Genomic DNA, 24,703 nt, shown 5'->3' with positions numbered 1-24,703 from the left:
CCAAACTCCATAAAGGAAATAATGTCTGAAGATTAATTCCCTTATGGAGTTTTACTGTCAAAATGAAATACTTCTTTGGTTCGTTGGACTACAGGAAGAACAAGTTCTAATTGTTTTTTTGATAATTTAGTCACTGAAAGCTTCTCTAGATGTCTTAGTTGATGAGTGTCTGTTCCTAAAAAATCAACCATCTCCGCTTCAAGAAGTCGAAATGCAGTATCTTGCATGTTTTTTCCGTAATGACCAACAAGACTAAGTGCATTTAATTGAAATAAGCATCCCCTGTCTTTGAGGTCTGAATACTTATTCAAGGATTTGGAATGTAAGAAGGCGTAACGTTCTGGGTGGGCGAGTATAGGTTTGTACTGCTGAGTCTGGAGTTTAAATAGAATTTCATTAAGATTGATTGGAGCCTGAAAGTAAGACATTTCTACCAACACCATATTTTCTTTGAGACAAAGGAGGTCTCTTTGCTCTACCAATTCTAAAAACGTCTGGTCCATCATATATTCCGCTGCAAATTTGATCTCAACATGTAGGCATTCTATGGAGTAAAGTTTCTCCATCAGGAGAGCATGTGCTTTTTTAATACTTTCAGAAGTATTTGCGTAGTAATCGTTCATGACGTGAGGGGTAGCAATAATCTTTTTGATCCCCAGCCTCTCATAAGCACGTAAAAGTAAAATGGAAGCTTCAGGATCTGATGCGCCGTCGTCAATTCCTGGCAAGACGTGGTTGTGGATATCAATAAAACCATCAAGATAATCTTTGAGGAAGATTTTCTTCTGAAAGAAACTAAACATTTAATTATTTTATAGTTTAAAATTAATGTTTTTATTTCATAGTCTATTGGGCTTTAGCGGAAGAATATTACATTTACGACACAAAATTAAAATGTGATAAAAAAGCTCACCTTTTTGATACTGCTGTCCACTTCGGCAGCTTTTTCACAGGAAATAAATTACTCAGTTTCAGCCACGGTTCAGGGACTTATGTATTCGGGTGAAGAGAGTCCTTTCTGGCTACATTCCAATCAACGTGGAAGGATCGATGAAAAAACAAATTTTGGTTCATGGATAACTGGTAATGGAACCTATAGCTTTCGAGATGGCGGAGTTCTTTCTGCAGGTATTGGTCTTCTTTACAGTGATGGTTATTCGAACGAAGTTAAGCTGGATGAGTTTTTTGTAAACTACGAAAATAAATGGATAGAAGCATATGCGGGAAGAAAACAAAGAGATGAGTTCTTTAGAGGAATCAGTGCTACTAATAAAAGTGTGTTATGGTCTTTAAATTCACGACCAGTTCCAGGTTTCAGTGTTAAGGTGAAACCTTTAATGCTTTTTAAACGTGCCGGAATTGGAATAAAAGCTTCCTGGGAAGAATTTTTTTCGGATGAACGTGACAGATTCATCCAGATGCCCCGAATTCATCACAAAAGCTTTCATTTTATTTATACTGGGATTGATTATATAGAATTATTGGCAGGTGGTCATCATTATGTTCAGTGGGGTGGAAAGTCTCCAGAGTACGGTGATTTACCTTCAGGACTGGAGGACTATGTAAAGGTTATTACAGGAGGGAGCATTATAGGTGGTGATGGCTTCGTGGGAGAGCAGGAGATTAACGGTTTGGGAAATCACCTAGGGGGATACGATGTGCAACTCAATACTTCTATTTCTCACTATGATATTTCCTTAATTTACAACACTATTTTTGAAGATTTTTCTGGTATAAAATTGCGTAATACACCAGATGGCCGCTACGGTATTTATATTTCCGATCGGGAACCAGAAAAATGGGTGCAGGCTTTTATGTACGAGTATTATTTTACTCGAAATCAAAGTAAAAATTATCCCACTGTAGATGGGAAAGATAATTATTTCAATAACCATTTGTACCGTTCTGGATGGACTTATGAAAATAGGATAATAGGACTACCTTTTATGATCCTGGATAAAGAAAGATTTAGAGTGGCTCACAACAACATAGTTGCACATCATATAGGGTTAACAGGAACAGCATTCTACCAGTACCCTTATAAATTTTTAGCAAGTTACCGTGGAAATTACGGAGTTAAAAGTGGTACGTCTAAGCCTGTGGAACGAATTATCTCCATGTACCTTGATGCCAATGTCTGGCAGAAATATATAAATGTAAACCTACAGATTGGAGCCGATCTCCAGTCCTCTCAATCTTCTAACGCAGGAGTAGGAGTAACAGTCACAAAAACATTTTTTTAAAATTTCTTTTCTATTTGTAGTTTGCTTCTGCTTTTTATAAACAAAAGCAGCATAGAGAAGCATAAAAGCAGTTAAGTAACCGCGAAATATAGGTACAGCCACCTTTTAATTATATAAATTTTAGACATCCGGTAGTGCATCCGGCAGGGGCAGATTAACACAATTTTAACAAGCGAAATATAGACATAAATAGCGGATGTTGCTGCTTAAGACAAAAGAAATTTCAATCTACCAAAACGAGGTTTCTGCAAAGCAGCCTGCTTGAACCTTCCGGGAATATTCAAATAGAAATTATATTGACAATTTCCGCGAATGTCAGTGGGTTCAACAGTACTCTTTCTAAAGATCAAAAGTGAGGGAGGGAAAATATTTTGTGATGTATGTAAACAATTAATAATTGATCTTTAATTACTTCCCAATACAGAAGTTGTCTTTCAGCCAGGACGGGACTTTCCCAGATTTTGAGGTGTAATCTAGGTACACGGCCATTCTAACATGTTGAAAAAAAGTAATAAAATATTACCAAATATTTAGTCCACACAGTGGCTTTTGAGTTTTTTGTATTGATAATATATTTTTTCACGTTTGAACCACCCACGAAATCAAAAATTCGGGAATATTTAAATATCAAAAAGCAACAGTACAAAGATACCGAAGATTTAGAATGGAAACCTATTGGCTATTCCCCTTCTGGCAACAACTTTATAATTGTTGATGCCCAATACTTCAGAGTCAGATTCATAGAGCCTTGTCAGAGATTGCTTTATTTGCATATCAGTTTGAGACGATTTAAAAGAATCAATAATTCTTTGATCACTTTCATATAATCCGGGAAGAAGATCATTATAGCGCTCAATTAAGTCAAGTTGCTTATAATGGTTACAGATTTGACGATACTGACTTTGAGGAATGTTATTGGAATTTTCTAAATAATAATTTCCTATAAAAATACCCCCGCTGAATTTAATGTTAACAAACAAATACTGTACTCGTACTAATTCGTCTCGATATAAATTAATTATTCCTTTTTCATTTGTGAATTTATCTATCCAGTATTGGCCTTTATTTTGATTGCATCTGGCACAGCAAGGTATCATATTTAAACTATGGACATTAAAATCCAGAAATTCTTCCTTTGGTAAATAATGGTCAATTTGGTCATCTGTGTTGATTCCACAGTATTGACAAATTTTATGAGAAATCTCTAACTGATTTTTCTTAATGGAAATTTTTAAATTATCTAATGCATCTGTTGTAGAGTTATAGCAACTTTTTATAGAAGCCGAAAACTTAAATTTTTCTGGTAGAATTTTTTCGAAAGTATTATTTTCAAAATTTTCAGAATATAAATCGTATCTCTTATGAATATCATTAGCCAAATAATTTAAATTACATTTATGCGGATTATTTTTTGCAGCCCGAATTTTATCAAATTCTCGTTTACTACAATTTGTTATTGGTGCTAGATTAATCATTTAACTGATCAGAGGGGTTTTCATATAGGTTCAATAAATAAGCTTTAGCAAACCGACCTAAGTTATTATCAAATAAGGCTAATACTTCCTGATAAGAGAGCTCTTTACTCAGCTTTTTAAAGAAAGACTTGTAATTATCGTCGACATCTTTTGTTTGAAATATTTCTTGGGTTATATTTTCAATGCTTTCCCCAAAACTTTCGAAGTGGAGTTTATGGATAAAAGGAGTATTGCCTTCTCTTTCAAATACTCTGACATTTTTGGATGGAATTTCTTGTAGAATAATGGGAGAATGGGTCGCGATTACTGCATAAGAATTAAATTCTTTCATCAGGTTTTCAAATGAACGGATAAATTTAGCAATAGCATTGGGATGTAAATGCATTTCAGGTTCGTCCAAAAGTACTATTGAATCCTCTTTTATATTTGCAATTATTTCAGTGATTACATAGATTAAAAAACTTTGACCTGAACTAAGCCTTTCTGTCTGAAGGTAGGTTGGAAGGTCTTTCTTTTTCCTAAATAAATTAGTCAATAAACTGTCTGCTTCTTCTTTTCCGAAAAGATTAAACAGAAAAAGATACCAAGAGACGGTACGGGTTTGATCTTCAATCTTTTTAATTGCATCTTCAATTTGCCGTGAGACTTCAAAATCATTTAAGAGTTTACCTTCTTCGTCTTTTAAGCCACAATATTTATAGCTATAGGTATCATTAGGTCTGGGTCGGGGAAATTTGTCAAAAATACTATAGGAAACCGATATGACTCGACTGAATGAAGGTCTTCTTGGTTGAAAACTGTTTTTTATATTAACTTTTTCAGTAGTTCCTTCTCCTCCACTAAGGTCTATGGCAAGATTAGCTAAAAATTGAGTTTTACCAGTACCATTTTTGCCAATTATAGTCGTTATCCGCTTTGGAAGCTCATTAAAGGTCTCAAAATTAAATGCGACTTCATGAGGAGCAGTACAATTTATAAGGCTAGTCCTATAATTGAAATTAAAAATTTTATCAATCGGTTCATTTAAAAGAAAAGACCTGGCTTCGGTCATTGCTTTTTGTGCCTCACTGAATCGAACCAGGGAGTGCTGATAAATTTCAAGAGTTTCAAATTCGTCTCTTATCGCAGGATAAAAAGCACAGTCCCGCAACGGACGTAAAACCTCTTCGAAATTATTTGGAAAATATGTTTTTATATTCCTGTAAAAATCCATATCAAAACCTAATGAACAATAATCTTTTTCAAGGAATTTAAAATTAGGGGGAAGTTCCTCTAAAGTATCATAGTTATCTTTTAATGATGCACGGATGATTTTAAGTTTCCCGATGTGATGATATCCATTCCTTATTAAAGTTAAACTGAAGCTCGTTTTGTTTCCGTAATCATCCCAAAATAAAGGCGTTAAAAAAAATGCTTCAGTCAGATATCGTTCTTCTAAATGAGATACCAGTTCATTTAAGTTAATCTCGAACTTATCATCATCCTCAATTATGTAAAAATTGTAATCCTGCATAATTTGTTTTCCTCATTTTGAGCACAGTTTAAAAAATTCTTCATTTAATATTTTTCTATGCTTACTTAGTACTTTTTCACCGCGTTTTTGACATTATTTAATTCCTAATTTGCTTTAGCTTATGCAGCTCTATTAATTTTTCATCGCTTTTTTCCAATTCTTCCTCAGAATCGGTCGTGCAAAATTTGTTTCACCATTTGATGGTTCACCCGAATAATGACAGAACTGCTCTGGAAATTCTACATTTTGATACTGGTTCCAGAGTTTGAAAGCCTCCTTAGACAATGGTCGTTCAGGATTAAAATCAATTTCTTCTCCTGTTCTAATGCAATATCCGACCTGCCTGTTTGCATTCTTAATCTTTTTTGTACCGGAAGATTTTACTTTCGGTTCTTTTGCCTCAATTTCTTGAATTGGCTCTTTCTTTGGAGCCTTAACATAAGAAAAGTCTTCGCTATTGTGTAAGATGGAATCTACATCTCTTAGAGCATCTTCATATACTCTTTTGTCATGGTCCACTCTGGTATCAATAAGAATTCCCATCTCTCTGTTATGTTGTTGAGAAAACTCATAAAGATTCATTGAAGCAATAATCATTTTAGATTCGTTCAGGTAGCATTTTGCATGAAGGTTCTTGAAGAAATATAGTCGCACATAACTAAGAGATTCCAGATATTCCATCTCAGTGGGTGCAAGTTCCTGTTTCCCAAAAATTATTCTGACTTCTACTTTCTCTCTCTCTTTATCATTCAGGAGTTGTCGGATGTTATCAGATAATTTTAAATATGGGCTAATGATGTAAACTTTTTCCCTGGCATCACGGATTAGGTTTTCAAGTTCAGCGGTAATACTGGATGTTCTTAAATATTCTGCCATCAATATTTTATTAAAGGTTGCTTAATAGATTTTATAATTGATTCCTATTCTCTCCCATACTCACCATCCTCTTCATTGTATCGAAGAATGCCTGATTGAAGGCATCATCTTTGGCGAAGAGGCGGTATAGGTCAAGTTCATTTTTACGTTGGTTTCTCATTACTTCATCCAGAATCTTTCGGAGGGCGAGGTCGCTGTTTTGTTTGTCGCGGTTATCTGCAACTTTGGTTTGGAAGTCGGGGTGGGCCTGGATGTGTTGACTTAGCTGAACAAATTTTACTCTTTGTTCATCCGGCGTGGCTTCCCAGCCCTGGAACCATCTTTCGTTAAAGCTTTTGATGATCAATTCCAGCGGATCTTCTTCCTTCTCTGGTCCGTGGGCGCCTCGTGGATTCGGATTTTGAGGATCTACCTCTGTTTCTGAATCGTCCAGCCCTAGCTTCTCATTTAGCTTTACCCGCTCCAGACCATAAGTGGAAAGATCGACCGATTCCAGTAAGGCGTCAAACTTATCTGCTTCGGGATCCTTTACTACCAGTTTCGGAATAAGGAATTTCAGGAACCAGAACAAAACTTCCCAGTCCAGAACTTCATAAGGCATAATAGAAGCCACCTGACCGTAGATCTTGACGAATTGTTTTGCCTTGATCTTGAAGTCAGCTTTTTCGTCGTCTTCCAGGCCTAAATCTTCATTGAAGCGTTCTGCCGGAACATCGATGATGTAACTCAGTTCCTGTGCATCTACTTTGTAGAGATATTTTGTGGTGAAATCCAATGCTTCACTCCATTCATAGACTCCAGTTTCTGCCAGGGCAGATTTTAGGTCGTGCAGCACATTGATGTCTGTTGCCTTGCTAAGCGAGGTGGCAGTATAAAATGGATCAAAGGAATTTTTTATGTCGTCTGTGCTGTTGAAGAAATCCAGAATGAAAAGGTCTTCCGTTCTCTTGTTTAACGAATTTGCACTTCGGTTTAATCTGCTCAATGCCTGCACTGCCAAAACTCCCTGCAGCTTTTTGTCGACATACATTGCTGCCAATTTCGGCTGATCGAAACCGGTGAGGTATTTATTGGCCACCACTAGGATCTTGTATTCGGACATATCAAAATAGCGGGCGAGTTTGTCACTGATGTAACCGGGATCTGAACTTTTCGCAGTATCCAGGTGCGCCGGCAAATCATTGATGGTCTCCTCGGTGTATTCAATTCCGTCTACTGTCTTCTTTCCGGAAAAGGCTACCATTACTCCAAAAGGATCGCCTTTATCTTTAAGGATCCTTTTAATGGCTTTGTAGTAGCGAATGGCCGACTCAATGCTTTGTGTCACCACCATTCCTTTGGCCTTTCCCTTCAACTTTTTAGTGTTGTAGATATTCGGGATGAAATGATCGATCATGATCTCAGCCTTAGTATTGATCGTGCGCTGGTCTTTTTCAACATAGGCTTTTAATTTCTTTTGTGCCTTGGCTGTATCAAAAAGTGGATTTGCCTCTATGGATTTCTCCAGCTCATAATAGCTCTTATAGGTCGTATAATTCGCCAGCACATCCAGAATAAAGCTTTCTTCAATGGCCTGTTTCATTGAATAAAGGTGGAATGGCTTGTAAGAACCATCGTCCTGTTTTACCCCAAACTTCTCCAGGGTTTTATTCTTTGGAGTAGCGGTAAAAGCCATATAAGAAGCATTGCCGCGCATCTTACGGGACTGCATCGCCTTCAGGATCTTATCCTGCGCATCTTCCTCCTCTTCCTCTTCCTGTTTTTGCCCCATGGTTTGGTTCATCTTATCGTGTGCAGAACCGCTTTGGGAGCTGTGAGCCTCATCGATGATCACCGCGAAACGTTTGTCTGCGAGATCTGCTATGCCGTCAACTATAAAAGGGAATTTTTGAATGGTGGTTATGATCACCTTTTTCCCGTTTTCCAGGCTGTCTCTTAATTCCCTGGAAGAGTAGGCGGGGGCGACAATATTTTTTACTTCTGAAAATTCTTTTATGTTTTCCCTGATCTGCTTATCCAGCAGGCGGCGGTCTGTTACGACTATGACGGAATCAAATAAAGGCTGCTCTATATTTTTGCTGCCGGGGATTCCTTCTTTTTCGGGATAGGTTTCTATCAACTGAAATGCTGCCCAGGTGATGGAATTTGATTTTCCTGAGCCTGCCGAGTGCTGGATCAAATATTTGTGGCCGACTCCATTTTGTGAAGCGTGATTGATAATCTTTCGCACCACGTCCATCTGGTGATAACGAGGAAAGAACAATGTGCGCTTGTTGAGCGGATCTTTGGCTTTACCATCCAGCCTTACAAAATGCTGAATAATATTTGCCAGGCTTTGGCGGGTGAGAACTTCTTCCCATAAGTAGGCAGTTTTATGACCGAACGGATTTGGCGGGTTTCCTTTTCCGTGATTATTCCCTTTATTGAAGGGCAGGAAATAAGTACTGCCTCCACTCAACTTGGTGGTCATATACACCTCGTCAGTGTCTGCCGTGAAGTGCACCAAACAACGACCGAAATTCAACAACGGCTGCTTTGGATCTCTTTTAAACCTATACTGATTCTGACCATGGACTTTAGCACTTTGTCCGGTCCAGTGATTTTTTAGTTCCAGGGTAGCAATGGGAAGACCGTTAATGAAGAGGACCATATCGATCTCCTCCCGCGGATTTTCCAAAGAAAATTTCAGCTGTCTGGTAGCGCTGAATTCATTGCTTTCAAAAAGCTCTTTTACCCGTGGACTGCTACTGGCCAGTGGCGGCTGAAAGAACAGCGTGAAATGTGCATCATCCACATCGAGACCTTTCTTTAGCAGTCGAAGCACACCATATTTTTTGATAAGCCTGTCCAGCCGCTCCAGGATCTTTAATTTCCAGTCACCATGCCTTTGCAGCTTTTCCAGTTCCTCGTTTTGAGTTTCCTGTAAAAAGCTCCAGAACCTCCTCGCGTCAACCGCGTAACGAGCATTAAAATCCCCAGGGTCTCCAATGAAATACCCGTTGCCGGAGCGGTACTGCTCACTCTCCTCTGCGATATTAGCGGCAGGATCTTTCTCCTTGATCTCTTCCAGAGTTAAGCCGGAGAGCTTTTCCTGAATGGTGGCTTCTAATGCTTGTTCGTTAGTTTGGGTTGGCATAAAGATTAGATATTAGCGATGAAGTCCATTTCCGAGAAAGTAACATAGTAATCCTTAACAGATAAATCATTTTCTTTTAAAGCCTGATCAAAAAGAATAAGATCATCTCCTTTAACAAGCCATATTTCGTAGGAGTCTTTTTTGGCTCTTCCGAACTCTACTTCTTCTCTCGAAATAATAAAAGAATTACCTGAAAATGTTTTTACCTCTACAAATTTATAGGTTTCCCCGTTGTCTGGACTATATCTGATATCATAGTGTAAACCTTCATCATCTTTGGATTTCCAGTGAACGAAATCTTTTCCATAATCTAAACAAAGTCTATCAAATACTTTTTTCTCGGAGTTCTTTCCTTTCTGGGCATTCTTTTTGTCCTGATCTTGGTTTGGACTGAAAAGCTTTTTTCTGTTTTTATACCCCGATAACTTGTTGGTCTTATATTTTTTAATTCTTTTTATTTGACCAGCCCCAAGCTCTCCATTTTTCTCTGGTTCCTTGTTTTCTGAAGGATTCGTATGTTCTTCTTTCTGGAGCTTATCTAAATCTTTTATACGACTTCTTAGGGTTTGAATTTCAATAGGAAAATAGAGTAAACTAAGAATTTTTGAATTTGATGTAGCCAATTCCAATTCTTTGTCCTTCAAAATACCTTTATTTTTTGTGAAGAACGCATCAATATCAATTTGCAGGGATGGATTGAGGTTTATTTTTCCGAAATGCTTCCTTATGAAAATTTTAAAAACGACTTCATTTTTAAGGGTGAACCTATATCTATAACGTGAAGATATGTCTGCAATAAAATCATCCTTTAAAATTTCGAAGTCATGCAATTTTTGTAAGAATTGTTCTTTTTTTACTGATTGTTCACACCATTTATGAAGTGACTTCCGAAATAATCCGTAGTTATTCAAAAAGTAGGATGTGAGTCTATTGTGATGATATTCAACCAAATTAATTGGAACTAGAGCGAAACTATTAAAGTCTTCAATGTTAATACCTAATTGAGAAAATAATTTTTCAAGAAAATCTATATTCTTCCTAGAATTTATGGCATCATAATCAGGGAGATCTGAAATTATATCTGCTTTCAAATCTTTGGTTATATCTTCTAGGGAAACCTCATTTTCCTCCTTTAATTCATACTCCAAGCCTAATATTCTAAAAATAGTTGACCAAAAATATGTGCGAGAACTGGAATACCCTAATACTTCTAAGGTTTCATCTAATAAATCATCGGTAAAGTTGACCTTCGTCAAGTGTTTTACATCTTCCAGATCAGTAGAAAATATGGCCCTAAATTCTGATTTATGGCTAGAGACATCAAAGAGATGAGAGAGAATCTCAGATAAGGAATCCTTAAACTGCGAATCTCTTTTTATTTTTGAGAAAAGATCCTCACCCGATATTTTCATATAATACCCATCGTCTTTCAAATAAATGAACTCAAATTGGTCAAGCTCATAAAACTTTGAATTAATTTTCGCACTCAGACTATTACAAATCGTAATCTTTAATTTTTTAAGAGCTGCTGCTTCGTTCCTTTTTGAGGTTTCATTGTCCAGAGCATTAATTCTATGAATAAACACGTAAGGCATTAGCTCTGTGATGTAATCAGTAAGATGCCTTGTAATTTCAAAGTTGGGTACATAATCCCCTAGATCAATATCTATTTGAGAAAGATCATTGATTCCAAAAAAGTCTATAGCTTTTTTTCCTCCAGATCTTCTGGGATAATTAAAAATTGGAAAATCTTCCCTTAACTTATTTGGTAATTTTACTTTATCACTAAAATAAATTTTCTGCGGTTCAAAGAGTTTTAAACCTTCATTATCCTTTGCAAATAATTTCACAGTAGATTGAAAATCTTCCTCGTTTTCCTCATAATGTAAATATGCTCTTCTGTAATAAGAAGCAGAGTTTCTTCCGTTTGGATACAATTCATGAACTTTATTTATAATTTGACCAACACGATCTATGGAAAGATCATTAAAATCAGAAGCTCCACCAACTAAATGAATCAGACGGTCAATTTCGCGTCTTTTTAAGGAGTGGTCTTTGAATAAAGGATGTGAATAATCAATTATTTTCTCATTCACGTGTTTATAATTAGATTCGATCAAATGATCCTTGAAATTATAGTATTCTTTCTGAACTAATTTGGATAAGTAGCTTTCATCTGCAGTTTTCCAGTCGGTAGTACGGTAAAAAAAATTAATTCTTTCTCCATGGAGTTTTTCCCTCAAATTCAAATTTTTCTTTAATCTCTTATCCTGACTGAGCCATAAAATGAATTGTTCGATACTCAGGTTTTTAAATAATCTTTCTCGATCGTTGAAATATATTACTTGGACTGAGGCAGATGTTGGAGAGTAACCTAATACCTCAATGACATAAGGGTCATGTGAATTATTAATAGTTTTTGTTTCATATTTCACAAACGAATTAACACCCAACCAACTTAATAAATCAGTTAATTTTGAGTTCTCGACATCATTAAAGCCCAGATCCTTCGGCGAAGCTATATGAGTCTGGGTTATGTACCAATCACCGAAAATTTGCTCCGAAAGAATTCCCTGATCATAACCGGTAGAAAAAAACATTTCTGATGCCCATCCAACCTTTCCAGTATTGTCCAACAAAGGAACCTCAGATAAGTTGATGGACTGTGTGGTAATAGAGGATATTGAATAGTTATAATATAGGGATGACAGCATTTGCTGTATAATTTCTTTTTCCTCCTGCTTATTATTTTTAATAGCTTCCCGGGCATTATCAATAAGTTTCCTCGATAACGGAAGAAAATCATAATCATATAGCTTACTGATGCTTTTTACTTTATTCTGTAATGCCCTAGACCTATCTTGTTTTGTTTTTTCGGTAATTTCAAAAACTTCAATTAACTCATCGAATAGTTTAATATTCAGGATACTTATGGAACTAAAAGGAGGAATACGAAGTTCCTTACTCACATAGGTAAAAACATCATTGCCACTAGAAATAATACCACCCTCAAGATCGATTAAAACATTATACTGGTCATTTAAATTATTTAAAATATTCCGGTTGACTAGATATTTTATAAGTTTTGCCCTTAGCTTTATATCTCGGATCTGATTGGACCATTGATTAACCATTTCTATAAAATCATCATAGTCCACATAGTGGGTTTTTAAAGACTCTATCGTTTCGGGTAAAGGTTGAATGTGATCCTGAAAAAACTCTCCACCTCCTCCTTCATGAATTAAGATGGCAAATTCTTTATCAACGCAAACAGCTTCTTCTAAAGCAGAATATAAATTATTTGTACAAGGAATAATCTTCTCTTTATTTAAAACGTTGTCAAGTTCCTCGTAGAAATCCAACTCTTCTAAATTCTCATTTTCTCCTTTGTATCTCAATAGGAAATATGGCTGCCAATCTACTTTGGTCTCAGCTTTTATTAAGGCAACTGTCTTCATTAGGTCTACCAACTGGCGGACTACATATTTGTTTTTATCGCTGTATTCTAATTGTTTCCTATTTTGATCCAAATCGAATGTTGCGTGGATTATGTATGGAAAATCAAGCGAGATATTAGTGGGGAAAAATGAGAACAATTTGTACTTATGTTCCGCCTTTCCTCGCGGCACTGCTATTTTAACCTGGTAATTCTCTTCTACTCCATCTTGGTCCTGATACTCTTCCGGCAGAACATCAGTTTTTTCATACAAATCCCAAATTTCTGATTTGCTCGTAATTTTTTGAAAACTACCGGTTAGACATGAGTGTTTATTTCTTAAAATTTTTATACCCTCTTTTTCTGAAATGCCTTTAAAGCTGATCTCTGTAATATGCTTTAAGAATAGGATGGTCTCAGCATTTATTGATCGTATCTGCTGAAGAATATCATCTAGAAATTCATCTTTATACTTAATGGTAATAACTGCGCTGAATTGAGAATGGCTGCTATCGTTAACAACTTCAGGGACAGTAAGAACTGGGATAGGACAAATCTTATTGGGTATTTTAAATTGTTCACGAATTTCTGTTTTTTCCCGTTCATCAAAAAGTTCGTTGAATGCACTGTTCCGGATTTGGTCGGAATAGGTAACCTTTAAGGAATTACTATAAATATTTACCTCATCAGCCCAATTTAAAATAGAGCGAAAGCCTAAGCCTTTATTTCCGATGTACAATGTCTTATCAACTTTGGAGGAAAGATCGCTTGTGAAAAGTGACCTATAACCTTCTAGTGAAAAAGGAACTCCTAGGTTAGCAATAGATAAAAGATTTTTCTCTTCGTTTAATTCTATAAATACTTGATCTGAGGACTGATCATCACAATTTTGCAGTAACTCTAATAATTGGCGACCATTGTAACCCTTCGTCGTAGATAGCTCCCGATTGTAAGCGGAAATCATTTCATCATAATCGTTTTTGAAAAGGGAAAGCTTTGAGTCTTTCCTGTCTCCGATAAATTTTTCAAGCTCAGTATTTATTGTATCTACAATCATAAAATATTAGTTAACTTAAATTTTCACCTTTACTTACAAAGTGAATTCTATTGAGGTGCTCCTATTCGTTTTTTGTATCCATGGATACCACTAGGTTTTCTACTCATCTCAAACTTCTTCAAAGCCATTTTTAAGGAAATTTTCTCCAGTTCCTCTATAGAGGACCATTCATCTGAATAAATGGTATTAAGATATGCATTACTATAGCAGTCAATAAAAGTTTTCTGCTCCTTAATATTATTTTCTGTCGCATATTCCCAGCCATTTATGTAAGCCCTGGCTTTATCTCTTGCGAACTCAAGGCTTTCTTCGTGATCATGAATACCTGCTCTTCTTTTTACATGTACAAGTTCACTTGCATACTTTTCAGCATATCTCTCGGCATATTCTTCAATTTTACCTAATGCGAGGGACTGATCATATTTGAAGGCGTACTCTTCACAGTAAATTTTATGGAATTCATCTCCTGCCATTAAACTGGCATATTTGTTCGCATAGATTTCGGATTTCCCTTTTTTTAATTGCTTCTTATAAATTTTAGAAAAGTCGGCGGCGAGTTCTTCAATAGGTCTTTCGGAATAACCATAATTGATCACATAATCAATTAAAAAATCCGTGTATAGTTCATCTCCATTTTTGAGTTTGCAAAAAACTTTTAAATCACTTAAAGCCTTATTTTCATCTACCTCAGCGACCTCCTCATAACATCTGTAGACCGCGTTACGAGTATCAAACATAATCTCTAATCTGGCTCTAGTTGTACTCCAGATTTTGCTATATCCGTTTTGTCTACATTCTATATAGCAATCTATATAATCATTGGGCACGTCGAGTAAGGTAGCAGGAGTATCATCTTTTTCAATTACACTGTCTTGCTCCAGCTCTGTAAGAAAGTTGGTTAAAAAAGAGGTGAAAACATTTTCAAATTCCGTATTGCCTGAAAATTTCTCAAGCTTTTCTTCAAAAGGCTTTTTTCCTATGTGTTTTTCAATCATTTTAGTCATGTTTTTTTCTAACCTTTTGTAACCTTTATTTTCCCCGTTACCGTATTATTATTTTGTGATTTTACTAAAAACATCTAATTCCAAATGGGAGCCGTTCGAGCGTTATATACGTTCACTTTACATTTAAATTTTTCCTGAATTTCTTTAATGTGATCCAAATCTTGTTTTGAATAAACTCCTATGTAAACGCTCCAAAGTCTACGACCATCTTTTGGAGTTCCTCCTTGTTTGGCTGCCTTGTTAATTGCGTCAATTATATGTTCATCATAGCTTCCAAAATTAAATCCGAAGCTTATTAATGAACCTTCTATTTTGGTGAGTTCTTCGTAACAAAATGACAAGTATCGATTGTGCATTATATGTTTTAGCTTTTCTTCCCCATTTCCTGCAGTTACGAATATTGGATATTCTTTTTTATCCAATCGCTCTTTTACATTTTGCAGTAGATAATGTTCTGAATCATATACCTCTTTTATTATTTCAATACCGGTATCAAAAATTGGTAGCGTACCGTGGACAAAAAAGACAGTTTGATCATCTTTATTTTTTCCCCAATAAAGGTCTGAAAGCTCAGGCTCTGCACCTCTCTTAACTCCTTGGGGATTTAGAACCTCTTTGCCGAAACCGTCAATGCCCTTTGTGGCATTATTTCTCATCAAAACCCAATACATCAAGAGGTCATAATTCGTGGTAAAAACTTTACCATCTTTTTCTAAAAATTCATTTAAAAAAGCAGCACATTTTTCGCTTTTCTCTTCCGCTATTTCAAATACGTGTTCAGGATGTAAATCAGTAATAGCATCAATTAAACTGCTTCTAAGTTTAGAATTTGCACCTTTTAATTTTTGAGTTAATTTTTTATCCGTATCAAAAGCTTCTGCTATTACAATAAAATAATCAAGCTGCTGCATAACCAATTCAAAATTCTTAGTATTGATTACTTTAAATAGCTTTGATAATATTGGGTCCTCTAATTTTTCGATAAAATCATATAGAGCATTGTAGGAAAAAATTTTATGATCATAGGCCATACTGAATCCATTCCCCATTATTAAATGCTTTGGATCCTTCCTTTTATTTAATTTTTCCAGCACAGCATTGTAATTTGGAAGATTTTCAAAATCAAAATCTGCGGGTATATTTCCTTTTGCCATTTTTTTTATTTAATTTTTATCTTCCCCGTCACCGCCGCGTCTATTAAACTGCTTTTATATTCCTTTAATTTTTCGATTTGCTGTTGCTGCAGGATAATGGATTCATCAATTTTTTCTGATCCTAACCTTATAAAATTAACCATCCTATTTTGCTCATCCTTCGGAGGGAGATGGACTTCAATATCATAAAAATCATCCGTATAAAGCCGGATAAATCCTTCCATCACTCCAGTAACACGGCGCTTGAATTCTCCCAAGTATTCAGGTTGTTTGATGAGATAATCCAAAAATAGAATTGAAAGAAGGTCTGGATCTTTAGCTCTATAAACAGAGTAATCAGGGCTAGTAATTCCATTCAAAAATGAAACTGCGATTAAACCATTTACTGCCTGCATTTTATTAATAACCAAGTCCTGCTCCCGTACCACTTTATAACCGATGTTCGACTCAGCACCTCCAGCCCTTTCTTCTAATGAACTTTTAGGAACTATTCCCGAATATTTACTTAAAGAAAGGAGTTCCTCCTCTCCAGTTGTAGATCTAATATTTATTTCATCTAAAAGAAATTTTAGTCTCTTCACCTCCCAATGCTCCGGGATCTCTCCAATCCATTCCACACCGGAATCTTTCATTTTGACATCAGGATCTAAACCTTTGGTGACTGCATTTTGGATAATGATCTGCTTGCGCTCTTTTAGCAGCTCGATGAGCTGTTGTTTTTGAGCAATGGCGGTGTCGATCTTACCGCATTTTTTATCCAGGAAATTGGCGATGGTATTTTGTTCTTGTTTGGGAGGTATTAATACAGTAGAATTATTTAAAATTTTACTGTTAACGTGTGGAATTCCCATTCCAACAGTATTTTTTCTTAGGTTGCGTTCAATGATATGACAATAGAATTTAGCGAAATCTTGATCAATATCTGAAAAGGAAATATGCGCAACCGTTGAAGAAATAACACCTTTCCGACTTTTTAAGAATTCACCGGCATTTGAGCCATCCCATAAAAGAAGAAGCTCATTGTCTTCAACTACGATAGCGCCTTTATCTTTAACCCAAACCTCCGCAGCAGCACCTCTTAAATAATCCATACTTAAATAAGGAGGTAAATTTTCTTCGGGTTCAGAAGTCAATAGTTTTGGGAGAATACCCTTTTTAACTTCAGCTATATATTTAAGTTTGACTTCATTCCAGTGTTCTGGAATCTCCCCCAACCATTCCACTCCTGAATCTTTATAAGCAGGGTATTTTTGTAATTGTGGATTTTCTTTTACTGCTTCCATCAATTATAGGCTTTCGTAATAGGTTTTTATCTTCTTGGCCATCAAATTTCTGCGCCTTCTGAGGAATTCATTATAGGAAGTGTGGTCGCAATCATTTATTAGAAGAGGAATGTCATTCTCCTTTAAGTTCTCCCAAAGCACAGTTTCGCTGTCAAGAGTTGTCAAAGTCCTTGAACCATTATTCACCTCATCAATGACTTTTAACATATAATCTGTAGGCGCTGCCATTCCAATTTTTATGTTTGTGGCCTGTTCGGTATGAACATAATTGGCAACCTGATTATAGGCTTTCTGCGGATAATTATTATTCATTAAATATTTCTTTGGGAATAGGTGATGAACATCTCCCCGTTGCTCAATGAGACTTCTTATCTTCATTGTTTTAGCTAAAAATGCAGGTGCATTAAAATGACATTGAGCAGCCAAATAAACATTGTAGGCATTGTTATTTACACTTGAAGTTTCAAGGCTATCGACTAATCCAAAATCCCAGAAACCGGCTCCAAGATTACTTTGTTCCATTTGATGAAGATAAGCTGCAACTCCTTTTTCATTAATTTGTTTGATATCCTCATCTATCATTGACTCTGCAGAACCGGAATAACGTCCAATTAGGAGAGACATTACCAGCCAACGTTTAACGAAATGTTGAATTCTCGCCTCAGGCATTCCTTCGCTTCTCAATTTTAAATAAAGGCTATAGGAGAAATTTAAACTGGTTTTAGATGAAATTAATTTTTGATCAATGAAGCCAGCGGACTGAACTATCATCAAGAACCGTTGATAATTGGTCTGATTGACGAAATTGGTCAAACCTTCAGCAAGCATTTTATAGCTATTTTCGGCAATTTCGTCTTCATAGGATCTAGTCTCGAAGTTTCTACCCGATAATAATGCGACAAGATCACTAAACTTTCCACGACTAAATTTGTAAGTAAATGCGGTTCTTAAAACATCAATATAATCCGGAACATACAATGAGTCCGTCCCACCGGCCATCCATTTTATTGCTCTGTAAAATTCGTGATTGGCAAACTCCGAATCATTATCCTGTATATGTTTATTAAAGTCTTTATCAACAATCAACCTACAGAAATAATCTATTAGCTTCCGCATTTTATTTCCCTCGTGTTGTTCATCTGATGCTATTTTCGACATTACAAAATCAGCATTACTCAGAACAACTCCTTTTTGATTGATCCGTATAAAAATTTCGGTTACAGTATCAATATCTAGAGAATGATCGAGTTCAATTATCCCTACTTGCTTGTTTTTGATTTTTTTTAAATTTTCAATTCTTTCCTCGATTAGGTCTTCATCAACTTCAGGATTTTCATTTTTATATTTTCTTATAGCTTTTGAAATAGAGATTTCATCATTGATAATAGGATTTATGTTATTAATCCATTGAGGACTCCTTTCGTGAGCCTTATTCAAAACATCAAATTTTTCTGCTACAGGATTGAAAGCAATTCGTATAGAAATTTCTTTATAGTTTTTGTTTAATACTCTTTGGCCAACAATAGCAGCTGTTAAAGCAGTAATACGTTGCTGACCATCAATCAAAACCTTTTTTCCTGCAGACAACTCTCCATTTTTCAATTTTACATCAGGATTTCTCCAGGTGATGATATATCCCACAGGATAACCTTTGTATAAAGAATCAATTAGATCCCGAACCTTCGTAGCCTTCCATACAAATGGTCTTTGAATTTCAGGAATAGCAATTTCTCCAGATTTGATCCAACTAAGGAGGGTGTCAACAGGTTGTTGGTGTACAGAATATTTAGCCATAGTTTATTTTTTACAATCAGGATAAGTTTAAAATATCCATTATTAAACCTTCGTTTTTTTCTTCCAGCTCCAGAATCTCTTGCGCGACAGTATCCAGTGAACGGAGCGGAGTGTGGCGGTAGAAGTATTTATTAAAGCTTATTTCATAGCCAACTTTGGTGGCATCTAGATTGATCCAGGCCTCGGGTACATGAGATTTTACTTCTTCCAAGAAGTAGCTGTGAATTTGCTCTTTTAGAGGCACGTTCTCGTAATCGCGCAGGTCACTTTCGGTTTCAAAAATGACAAATTCGCCTGCTTTTCCGGTTGGGAAATAGCCAAAGTGGGGCAACTGTTCTTCGGTGCAACTGAGGTGAGCGAGGAGAGTACTGAGTTTTTCCCCGCTCAGTTTTTCCTTCTTTTTGATCACCTTTTCGGCTTCGGCATCATACCAGCTTACGGCATTATAGATGGCATTCTTTTCGGAAGCGCCGGGTTTGAGTTTCCATTCCTTCAGCTTTGCTTCGACATCCTTCTTGAAAATGTTGAAATCGGAGTATTCTTTTTCGCCTATGGAGGTATGAAGTTTTTCAGCAAGCTCTAAAATTTCCTTCTGTTTTTTCCAGGTTTTGGAACTCAGCAGTTTCTTTCGGTTTTTGCTGCTCAGGTTCAGGTCGTTTCCTTCAGCCCAGGCTAAGATCTCCTTTTCGTGATCCTTCAGCTTGGTATATACTTCCTCTCCAAAGGTTTCCCAGGCCCATTGCATTGGTTCTTTCAGTTGTTTGTCATAACGTAAGTCCGCAATTCTTTCCGCAGTAAACTGAGCTTTTAACCGCTTCGGGCGTTCTATGGTAACCTTGTAATATCCGAAGTCTTCATTATCAAAGACCTGTGCGGCTATTCCGGGGACTTCGGCATTGGTCTCTTCATCCATCTTTCGGCTTACCGCCTGCATTTCAGCAAAAATATTTACGATCTCATCAATATGCCCGGGAGCGAATTCGCAGTTTTTGTTTCCGAGGTTCTTCCGCAGCTTTCGGAATAATTGTCCGCCATCGATAAGCTGCACCTTTCCTTTACGGTTTTCAGCTTTATTATTGCTGAGCAACCAGATATAGGTGGTGATGCCGGTGTTGTAGAACAGGTTGTTGGGCATCTGGATAATAGCCTCCAAAAGGTCATTTTCAATGATGTAGCGCCTGATGTTGCTTTCGCCGCCGCCGGCATCGCCCGTAAACAAACTTGAGCCGTTGTGCACCGAAGCGATCCTGGAACCGGAAGGGCTTTGGTGTTTGGGCTTCATCTTATTCACCATCTCCATAAGGAACAGCAGCTGCCCATCTGAAGAGCGCGGAATGGCATCGGCATCTTCCTCCACGCCCCAATAATTCTTCAGTGTGATCTTAAACCGGGGATCAATCACATCTTTCCCGTCCTTGATATATTTTTGTTCGCTGCTCCAGGATTTCCCGTAAGGCGGATTCGAGAGCATAAAGTCAAAAGTTGTACCCGCAAATTCATCTGTAGACAAGGTAGAACCCACCCTGATGTTCTCAGGATTGTTGCCCTTGATCATCATATCACTCTTACAGATGGCGTAGGTCTCGTCGTTGATCTCTTTCCCGTAGAGGTAGACGTCGCCGGTCGCCCTGATAAGGCCTTCCTCGTCTTTGATGAAATTCTGAGCTTCGGTAAGCATCCCGCCACTACCGCAGGCAGGATCGTAAATGGTCATCACCGGAGGCAATTGATCTTTTATGGGATCAAAGACCAGGTGCGTCATCAAATCTATCACCTCACGCGGAGTAAAATGTTCCCCGGCCTCTTCGTTGTTCTCTTCGTTGAATTTCCTGATGAGTTCCTCAAAAACATAGCCCATTCCCAGGTTGGAAAGCGCAGGCATTTTTCGGCCTTCGGGATCTTCTTTTTCGAAAGGGGTGAGGTTTATATAGGGAGAAGTAAATTTTTCCAGTACGTCCAGTAGCACATCTTTGCTTGCCATGTGCCGTACCTGACTCTTTAGCTTGAACTTTTCAATGATCTCCTTTACGTTAGGACTGAAACCATTCAGGTAATCTTCAAAGTTCGCCTGCAGCAGTTGCTGGGAATTGGTGGCGGTGTCGTGTAACTTCTGAAGGGTAAAATCACTGATGTTATAGAAAACATATCCGGAAGCATCGCGGAGTCCGCTTTCGTCCCATTCGGTAAATCCGGCTTCATCACGCTGGAAAGCCAGCTCTTCCATAACGGCATCTTTGGTGGGTTCCAGTAAGGCATCTAGCCTGCGAAGCACCACCATTGGCAAGATTACATCGCGGTATTTTCCGCGTACGTAAACGTCGCGCAGGCAATCATCTGCAATAGACCAGATAAAGGAAACCAGTTTATTGTGGGTTTGTTGAGTCATTTGTTTTGAATAGTTAGCGTTACAATTGGGTGCTGTATTTAGCATTGAAATTCCCGAAGAGTAGGGGAGACGGAATTTCCATTACCAACGGAGTAAATCTAAATATTTTCTTAAAGAAATGGAAAGGTTTTTAGTAAAAGTGAATATAATAGAGATGATAGATTAGAAAACTCTCTGAAATAATATTCACCACACTCATCATCGCCCTAATTTCTCCAACTCCTCCTCCGTTATTTCATTAATTTTTGCTAATTAGTTCATGACCTCCTCAGCTCATCAAGTAATTTGAAATGTTGGTTAAGATTACTGGATAGTTAGGGAAGAAAAGTCAGATTATTTTAAAATTGGCTTCAAGTGCAAAACCATTCGAACTATAAAACTTTAACCCAGGATTCGAGTTTAGGTTTTTAAAAAAGACTTGACAATTTTAACTGAGGATAGAGATTGATTTTTACTATAATTCGTTCTTTGTTAGCCCCTTTTCAATTGCTCACTTTGGCATTTTAGATGGAACCCCGTGAGGATAACCTTCTACTTTATTGTGGCAGTCAATAAACTTACTCTTGATACTGTGGTAACTAGAAATTAACCTTGGTAGTTCGTATTTGTATTTTGACTGCCTTTATTAAGTTTACCGTCAAATTGGAAGATTCTTTTAAAGGCTGACCTATAGAGGTTCATTAAAATTAATAATTCTTAAGGGTGAATATCCAGCTTACTCTTAGTACTTCAAAAATTATTTTTTTGAGGTGCCTTCTAGCTCTGCAATACGTTTCTGAAGTATTGATTTTGTTTCTTTGAGAGAGTCATTGGCATCTTTTAAGGCGTTATTAGCTTTTTCCAATGCATCTAACTGACTTTGAAGATTAACTAATTTTTCACGCAGAACTTCTGGATCAGTTTCTTTACTAATAGATTCAGCGGAATCCTTCTGTAGCATAGGGCCGTCCCCAGTAAGTAACCAAGCAGGATTTAGGTCACGACATTTCGAATAGATTAATTCAGCATCAAAAGAATTTCTCGATTTCCAATTGGAAAAAGTCTGCCGTGTTATTTCTAAAAAATCAGCTAACTCTGCATCTTTTTTAAATTCATAGTGACTCTTTATCTGATCAAGCATTTTGGATTTATCCATAGATAGTAAACGAAATGTTTATAAAAAGCTCTTAAACAATTGTTTTGTAAACAAAATGTTTATACATTTGACTTTGTTCCGGGAAAAGGAACAAATAAATGAACAGGCAAACTTACGTAATTTATGAAGAAAACTTATAACACGGAGGTAGTAAAAGCCCTTGCTTGTATATATAAGGTGACTCCTCGTTACATAAGATATTGTCTCAGTGGAGATAGAACTCCCCTATACGCAGATGAATTAATTGCAGAATATAAAAAGAAAGTGGAGCAGGTAGAAAAGGCTTTAAAGTCTGACCTATAAATTAATAATATAACCCGACCTGAGAGGTCAGGTTCAAATATATCTCCTATGTCATATGATAATTTTGAATTATTAAAACAAGGACATCCTGATGCTTTAGAATTTATCTATTCCAAATACCAACGCAGGATCTTTTGGGTGGGAAAGCAACTGATTCATGATGAATTTGTCATTGAGACCCTTCTTCAGGATTCATTTTTAAAACTGTGGGAGAAAAGAGATGTCATAGAACGACCGGAACATATTTATTTTTTCCTTCGCTATGTGATGAGACGGGAATGTACCTACTACTATTGTCGGCCCAAAAATGACTTTTACAGGAACATCAACAGGTTGGAAAATTATGAAGACTATCAGAAATATATGCATGGTTATGACCCACAGAAAGAAGATGAGCACCTATCAGACCAGCAAGCAGATCAAAAGGCCCTTAACAGAATCAATAGCGTATTGCCACTATTGAGTGATAAGAGAAAACACCTGATAGAACTCTGCCTTAAATACGGGTTTCAATATAAAGCTATTGCCGATGCTATGGGAATCAGCATTACGGAAGTTAGTATAGAAGTAAAGAAGGCTATTCAAGAGATTAAAAATTTTATTTATCAGGGAACTGATCTTGAAGCTAAAAAGCAACCTGCTGCAACAAAAAAGGTTGAGGGTTCCATGACTGAGGAACAGGAAAAAGTGTTGCAGTTGCGTAGTGAGAAGAATTATTCATTTGCTGCTATTGCTACTGAGTTGAGCCTCTCCCAGAAGGAAGTCCATAAAATTTTTATAGCTGCGTACAAATTTCTGGAGGAAAAGCACCAAGAACAGTTACAATCTGCTTAACATGGAAAACTCCACTCTTAAACTTACTCGGAAAATACAGCTACTGGTGGACCTTCCAACTCAGGCAGAAAGGAAGGAGGCACTGGATAAACTTTACCAATGGCAGAACAGGGCTTTTAGAGCAGCCAACATGATGGTTTCCCATTTGTATGTTCAGGAAATGATTAAAGATTTTCTCTATTTAACCGAAAGAGTTCAATACAAACTGGCAGACGAAAAAAAAGATCAATTAGGAATTTTGCAGTGCTCACGGATCCATACGACCTATCGAGCAGTGTCCAGCCGGTTCAAAGGTGAAATTCCCACTAACATTTTGTCTAATCTGAAGCAGTCATTGTACAGCTCTTTCAATAAAGACAAAATGAAATACTGGAGTGGAGAAAATTCGTTGAAGAACTTTAGAAGAGATATGGCCTTCCCATTCGATATGGAAGGAATAAGCGGTTTTTCATACGACGAAGAAAAAAAAGCCTTTTGTTTTCGGTTATTTAGCCTTCCTCTAAAAACCTATCTCGGGAAAGATTACACAGACAAACGCCAACTTTTAATGCAAGCTGTAAAAGGGGAAACAAAGCTTTGTACATCACACATAAAATTAAAGGATGGAAAGATCTTTTGGCTTCCTGTATTTGAGATAAAAAAAGAGCAACATGCTCTTAAGCCACAAGTGATTGCAGAAGCTTCTCTGTCTCTTGAATATCCCATTGTAGTTAAAACCCGAACCGGAAGAATTACCATTGGTAGCAGAGAAGAATTTTTGTACAGAAGATTAGCTATTCAAGCATCCCGTAAGAGAGCACAAAAAGGAGCAACATTTTCTAAATCAGGAAAGGGAATAAGGAGAAAACTTAAGGCGGTGAATAAATTCCACAATACTGAAAGTAATTATGTATCCAATCGCGTACATGTTTACAGCAGGCGGTTAATTGATTTCTGCATTAAGCACCAGGCGGGAACTTTAATTTTAATGAATCAGGAGGACAAAGCTGGCATTGCTAGGGAAGAAGAATTCGTACTACGAAACTGGAGTTATTACGACCTTATAACCAAGATTAAATATAAGGCTGAAAAGGC

At 36.8% G+C, this 24,703-nt stretch carries 15 protein-coding genes; 3 read left to right on the top strand and 12 right to left on the bottom strand.

Annotation, left to right across the window (positions count from 1 at the left end; genetic code table 11):
• Positions 1-41 precede the first annotated feature (41 nt).
• On the bottom strand, positions 42-803 hold the full coding sequence (locus tag ACQ93I_RS10600) for a tyrosine-protein phosphatase (RefSeq protein ID WP_431698498.1): 762 nt from the start codon (positions 801-803) through the stop codon (positions 42-44).
• 93 nt (positions 804-896) lie between these two features.
• Here ACQ93I_RS10600 and ACQ93I_RS10595 point away from each other — a divergent pair, with 93 nt between their 5' ends.
• On the top strand, positions 897-2,243 hold the full coding sequence (locus ACQ93I_RS10595; protein WP_431698497.1) for a capsule assembly Wzi family protein: 1,347 nt from the start codon (positions 897-899) through the stop codon (positions 2,241-2,243).
• A gap of 659 nt (positions 2,244-2,902) precedes the next feature.
• Here ACQ93I_RS10595 and ACQ93I_RS10590 read toward each other — a convergent pair.
• The 11 genes from ACQ93I_RS10590 to ACQ93I_RS10540 all read right to left on the bottom strand — a co-directional run bounded on the left by ACQ93I_RS10590 (position 2,903) and on the right by ACQ93I_RS10540 (position 22,492).
• The gene (locus ACQ93I_RS10590; protein ID WP_431698496.1) at positions 2,903-3,718 is read right to left on the bottom strand and encodes a hypothetical protein; all 816 of its coding nucleotides are present in this window, start codon (positions 3,716-3,718) and stop codon (positions 2,903-2,905) included.
• On the bottom strand, positions 3,711-5,231 hold the full coding sequence (locus ACQ93I_RS10585) for an ATP-dependent nuclease (protein WP_431698495.1): 1,521 nt from the start codon (positions 5,229-5,231) through the stop codon (positions 3,711-3,713). The genes ACQ93I_RS10590 and ACQ93I_RS10585 overlap by 8 nt, the downstream gene beginning before the upstream one ends.
• Before the next feature lie 132 nt (positions 5,232-5,363).
• Positions 5,364-6,107, bottom strand: a complete 744-nt coding sequence (locus ACQ93I_RS10580; protein ID WP_431698494.1) for a phospholipase D family protein — start codon at positions 6,105-6,107, stop codon at positions 5,364-5,366.
• 31 nt (positions 6,108-6,138) lie between these two features.
• Positions 6,139-9,243 (bottom strand): type I restriction endonuclease subunit R, encoded by a 3,105-nt coding sequence (locus ACQ93I_RS10575; protein WP_431698493.1) that lies wholly within the window; start codon positions 9,241-9,243, stop codon positions 6,139-6,141.
• 5 nt (positions 9,244-9,248) lie between these two features.
• On the bottom strand, positions 9,249-13,736 hold the full coding sequence (locus ACQ93I_RS10570; RefSeq protein WP_431698492.1) for a sacsin N-terminal ATP-binding-like domain-containing protein: 4,488 nt from the start codon (positions 13,734-13,736) through the stop codon (positions 9,249-9,251).
• A gap of 47 nt (positions 13,737-13,783) precedes the next feature.
• Positions 13,784-14,740 (bottom strand): hypothetical protein, encoded by a 957-nt coding sequence (locus tag ACQ93I_RS10565; RefSeq protein WP_431698491.1) that lies wholly within the window; start codon positions 14,738-14,740, stop codon positions 13,784-13,786.
• 74 nt (positions 14,741-14,814) lie between these two features.
• Positions 14,815-15,894, bottom strand: coding sequence for a DUF4917 family protein (locus ACQ93I_RS10560; RefSeq protein WP_431698490.1), 1,080 nt, complete (start codon positions 15,892-15,894; stop codon positions 14,815-14,817).
• Between the two features lie 5 nt (positions 15,895-15,899).
• Complete coding sequence (locus ACQ93I_RS10555) at positions 15,900-17,177, bottom strand: restriction endonuclease subunit S (RefSeq protein ID WP_431698489.1); 1,278 nt, start codon at positions 17,175-17,177, stop codon at positions 15,900-15,902.
• Between the two features lie 3 nt (positions 17,178-17,180).
• Positions 17,181-18,971 (bottom strand): GmrSD restriction endonuclease domain-containing protein, encoded by a 1,791-nt coding sequence (locus ACQ93I_RS10550; RefSeq protein ID WP_431698488.1) that lies wholly within the window; start codon positions 18,969-18,971, stop codon positions 17,181-17,183.
• A gap of 16 nt (positions 18,972-18,987) precedes the next feature.
• Positions 18,988-21,357, bottom strand: coding sequence for a type I restriction-modification system subunit M (locus tag ACQ93I_RS10545; RefSeq protein ID WP_431698487.1), 2,370 nt, complete (start codon positions 21,355-21,357; stop codon positions 18,988-18,990).
• Positions 21,358-22,093: 736 nt separating this feature from the next.
• Complete coding sequence (locus tag ACQ93I_RS10540) at positions 22,094-22,492, bottom strand: helix-turn-helix domain-containing protein (protein ID WP_431698486.1); 399 nt, start codon at positions 22,490-22,492, stop codon at positions 22,094-22,096.
• Positions 22,493-22,843: 351 nt separating this feature from the next.
• Here ACQ93I_RS10540 and ACQ93I_RS10535 point away from each other — a divergent pair, with 351 nt between their 5' ends.
• Complete coding sequence (locus tag ACQ93I_RS10535) at positions 22,844-23,629, top strand: RNA polymerase sigma factor (RefSeq protein WP_431698485.1); 786 nt, start codon at positions 22,844-22,846, stop codon at positions 23,627-23,629.
• Position 23,630: 1 nt separating this feature from the next.
• Positions 23,631-24,703, top strand: a 1,073-nt coding sequence (locus tag ACQ93I_RS10530) for a hypothetical protein (protein WP_431698484.1), incomplete at its 3' end; no start/stop codon positions are given.

Origin of the sequence: Salinimicrobium sp. WS361, assembly GCF_050750585.1 — a bacterium.
Classification (GTDB): domain Bacteria; phylum Bacteroidota; class Bacteroidia; order Flavobacteriales; family Flavobacteriaceae; genus Salinimicrobium.
Note: the sequence above shows the minus strand (reverse complement) of the source record. Positions and strands in the feature narration are given on the sequence as shown.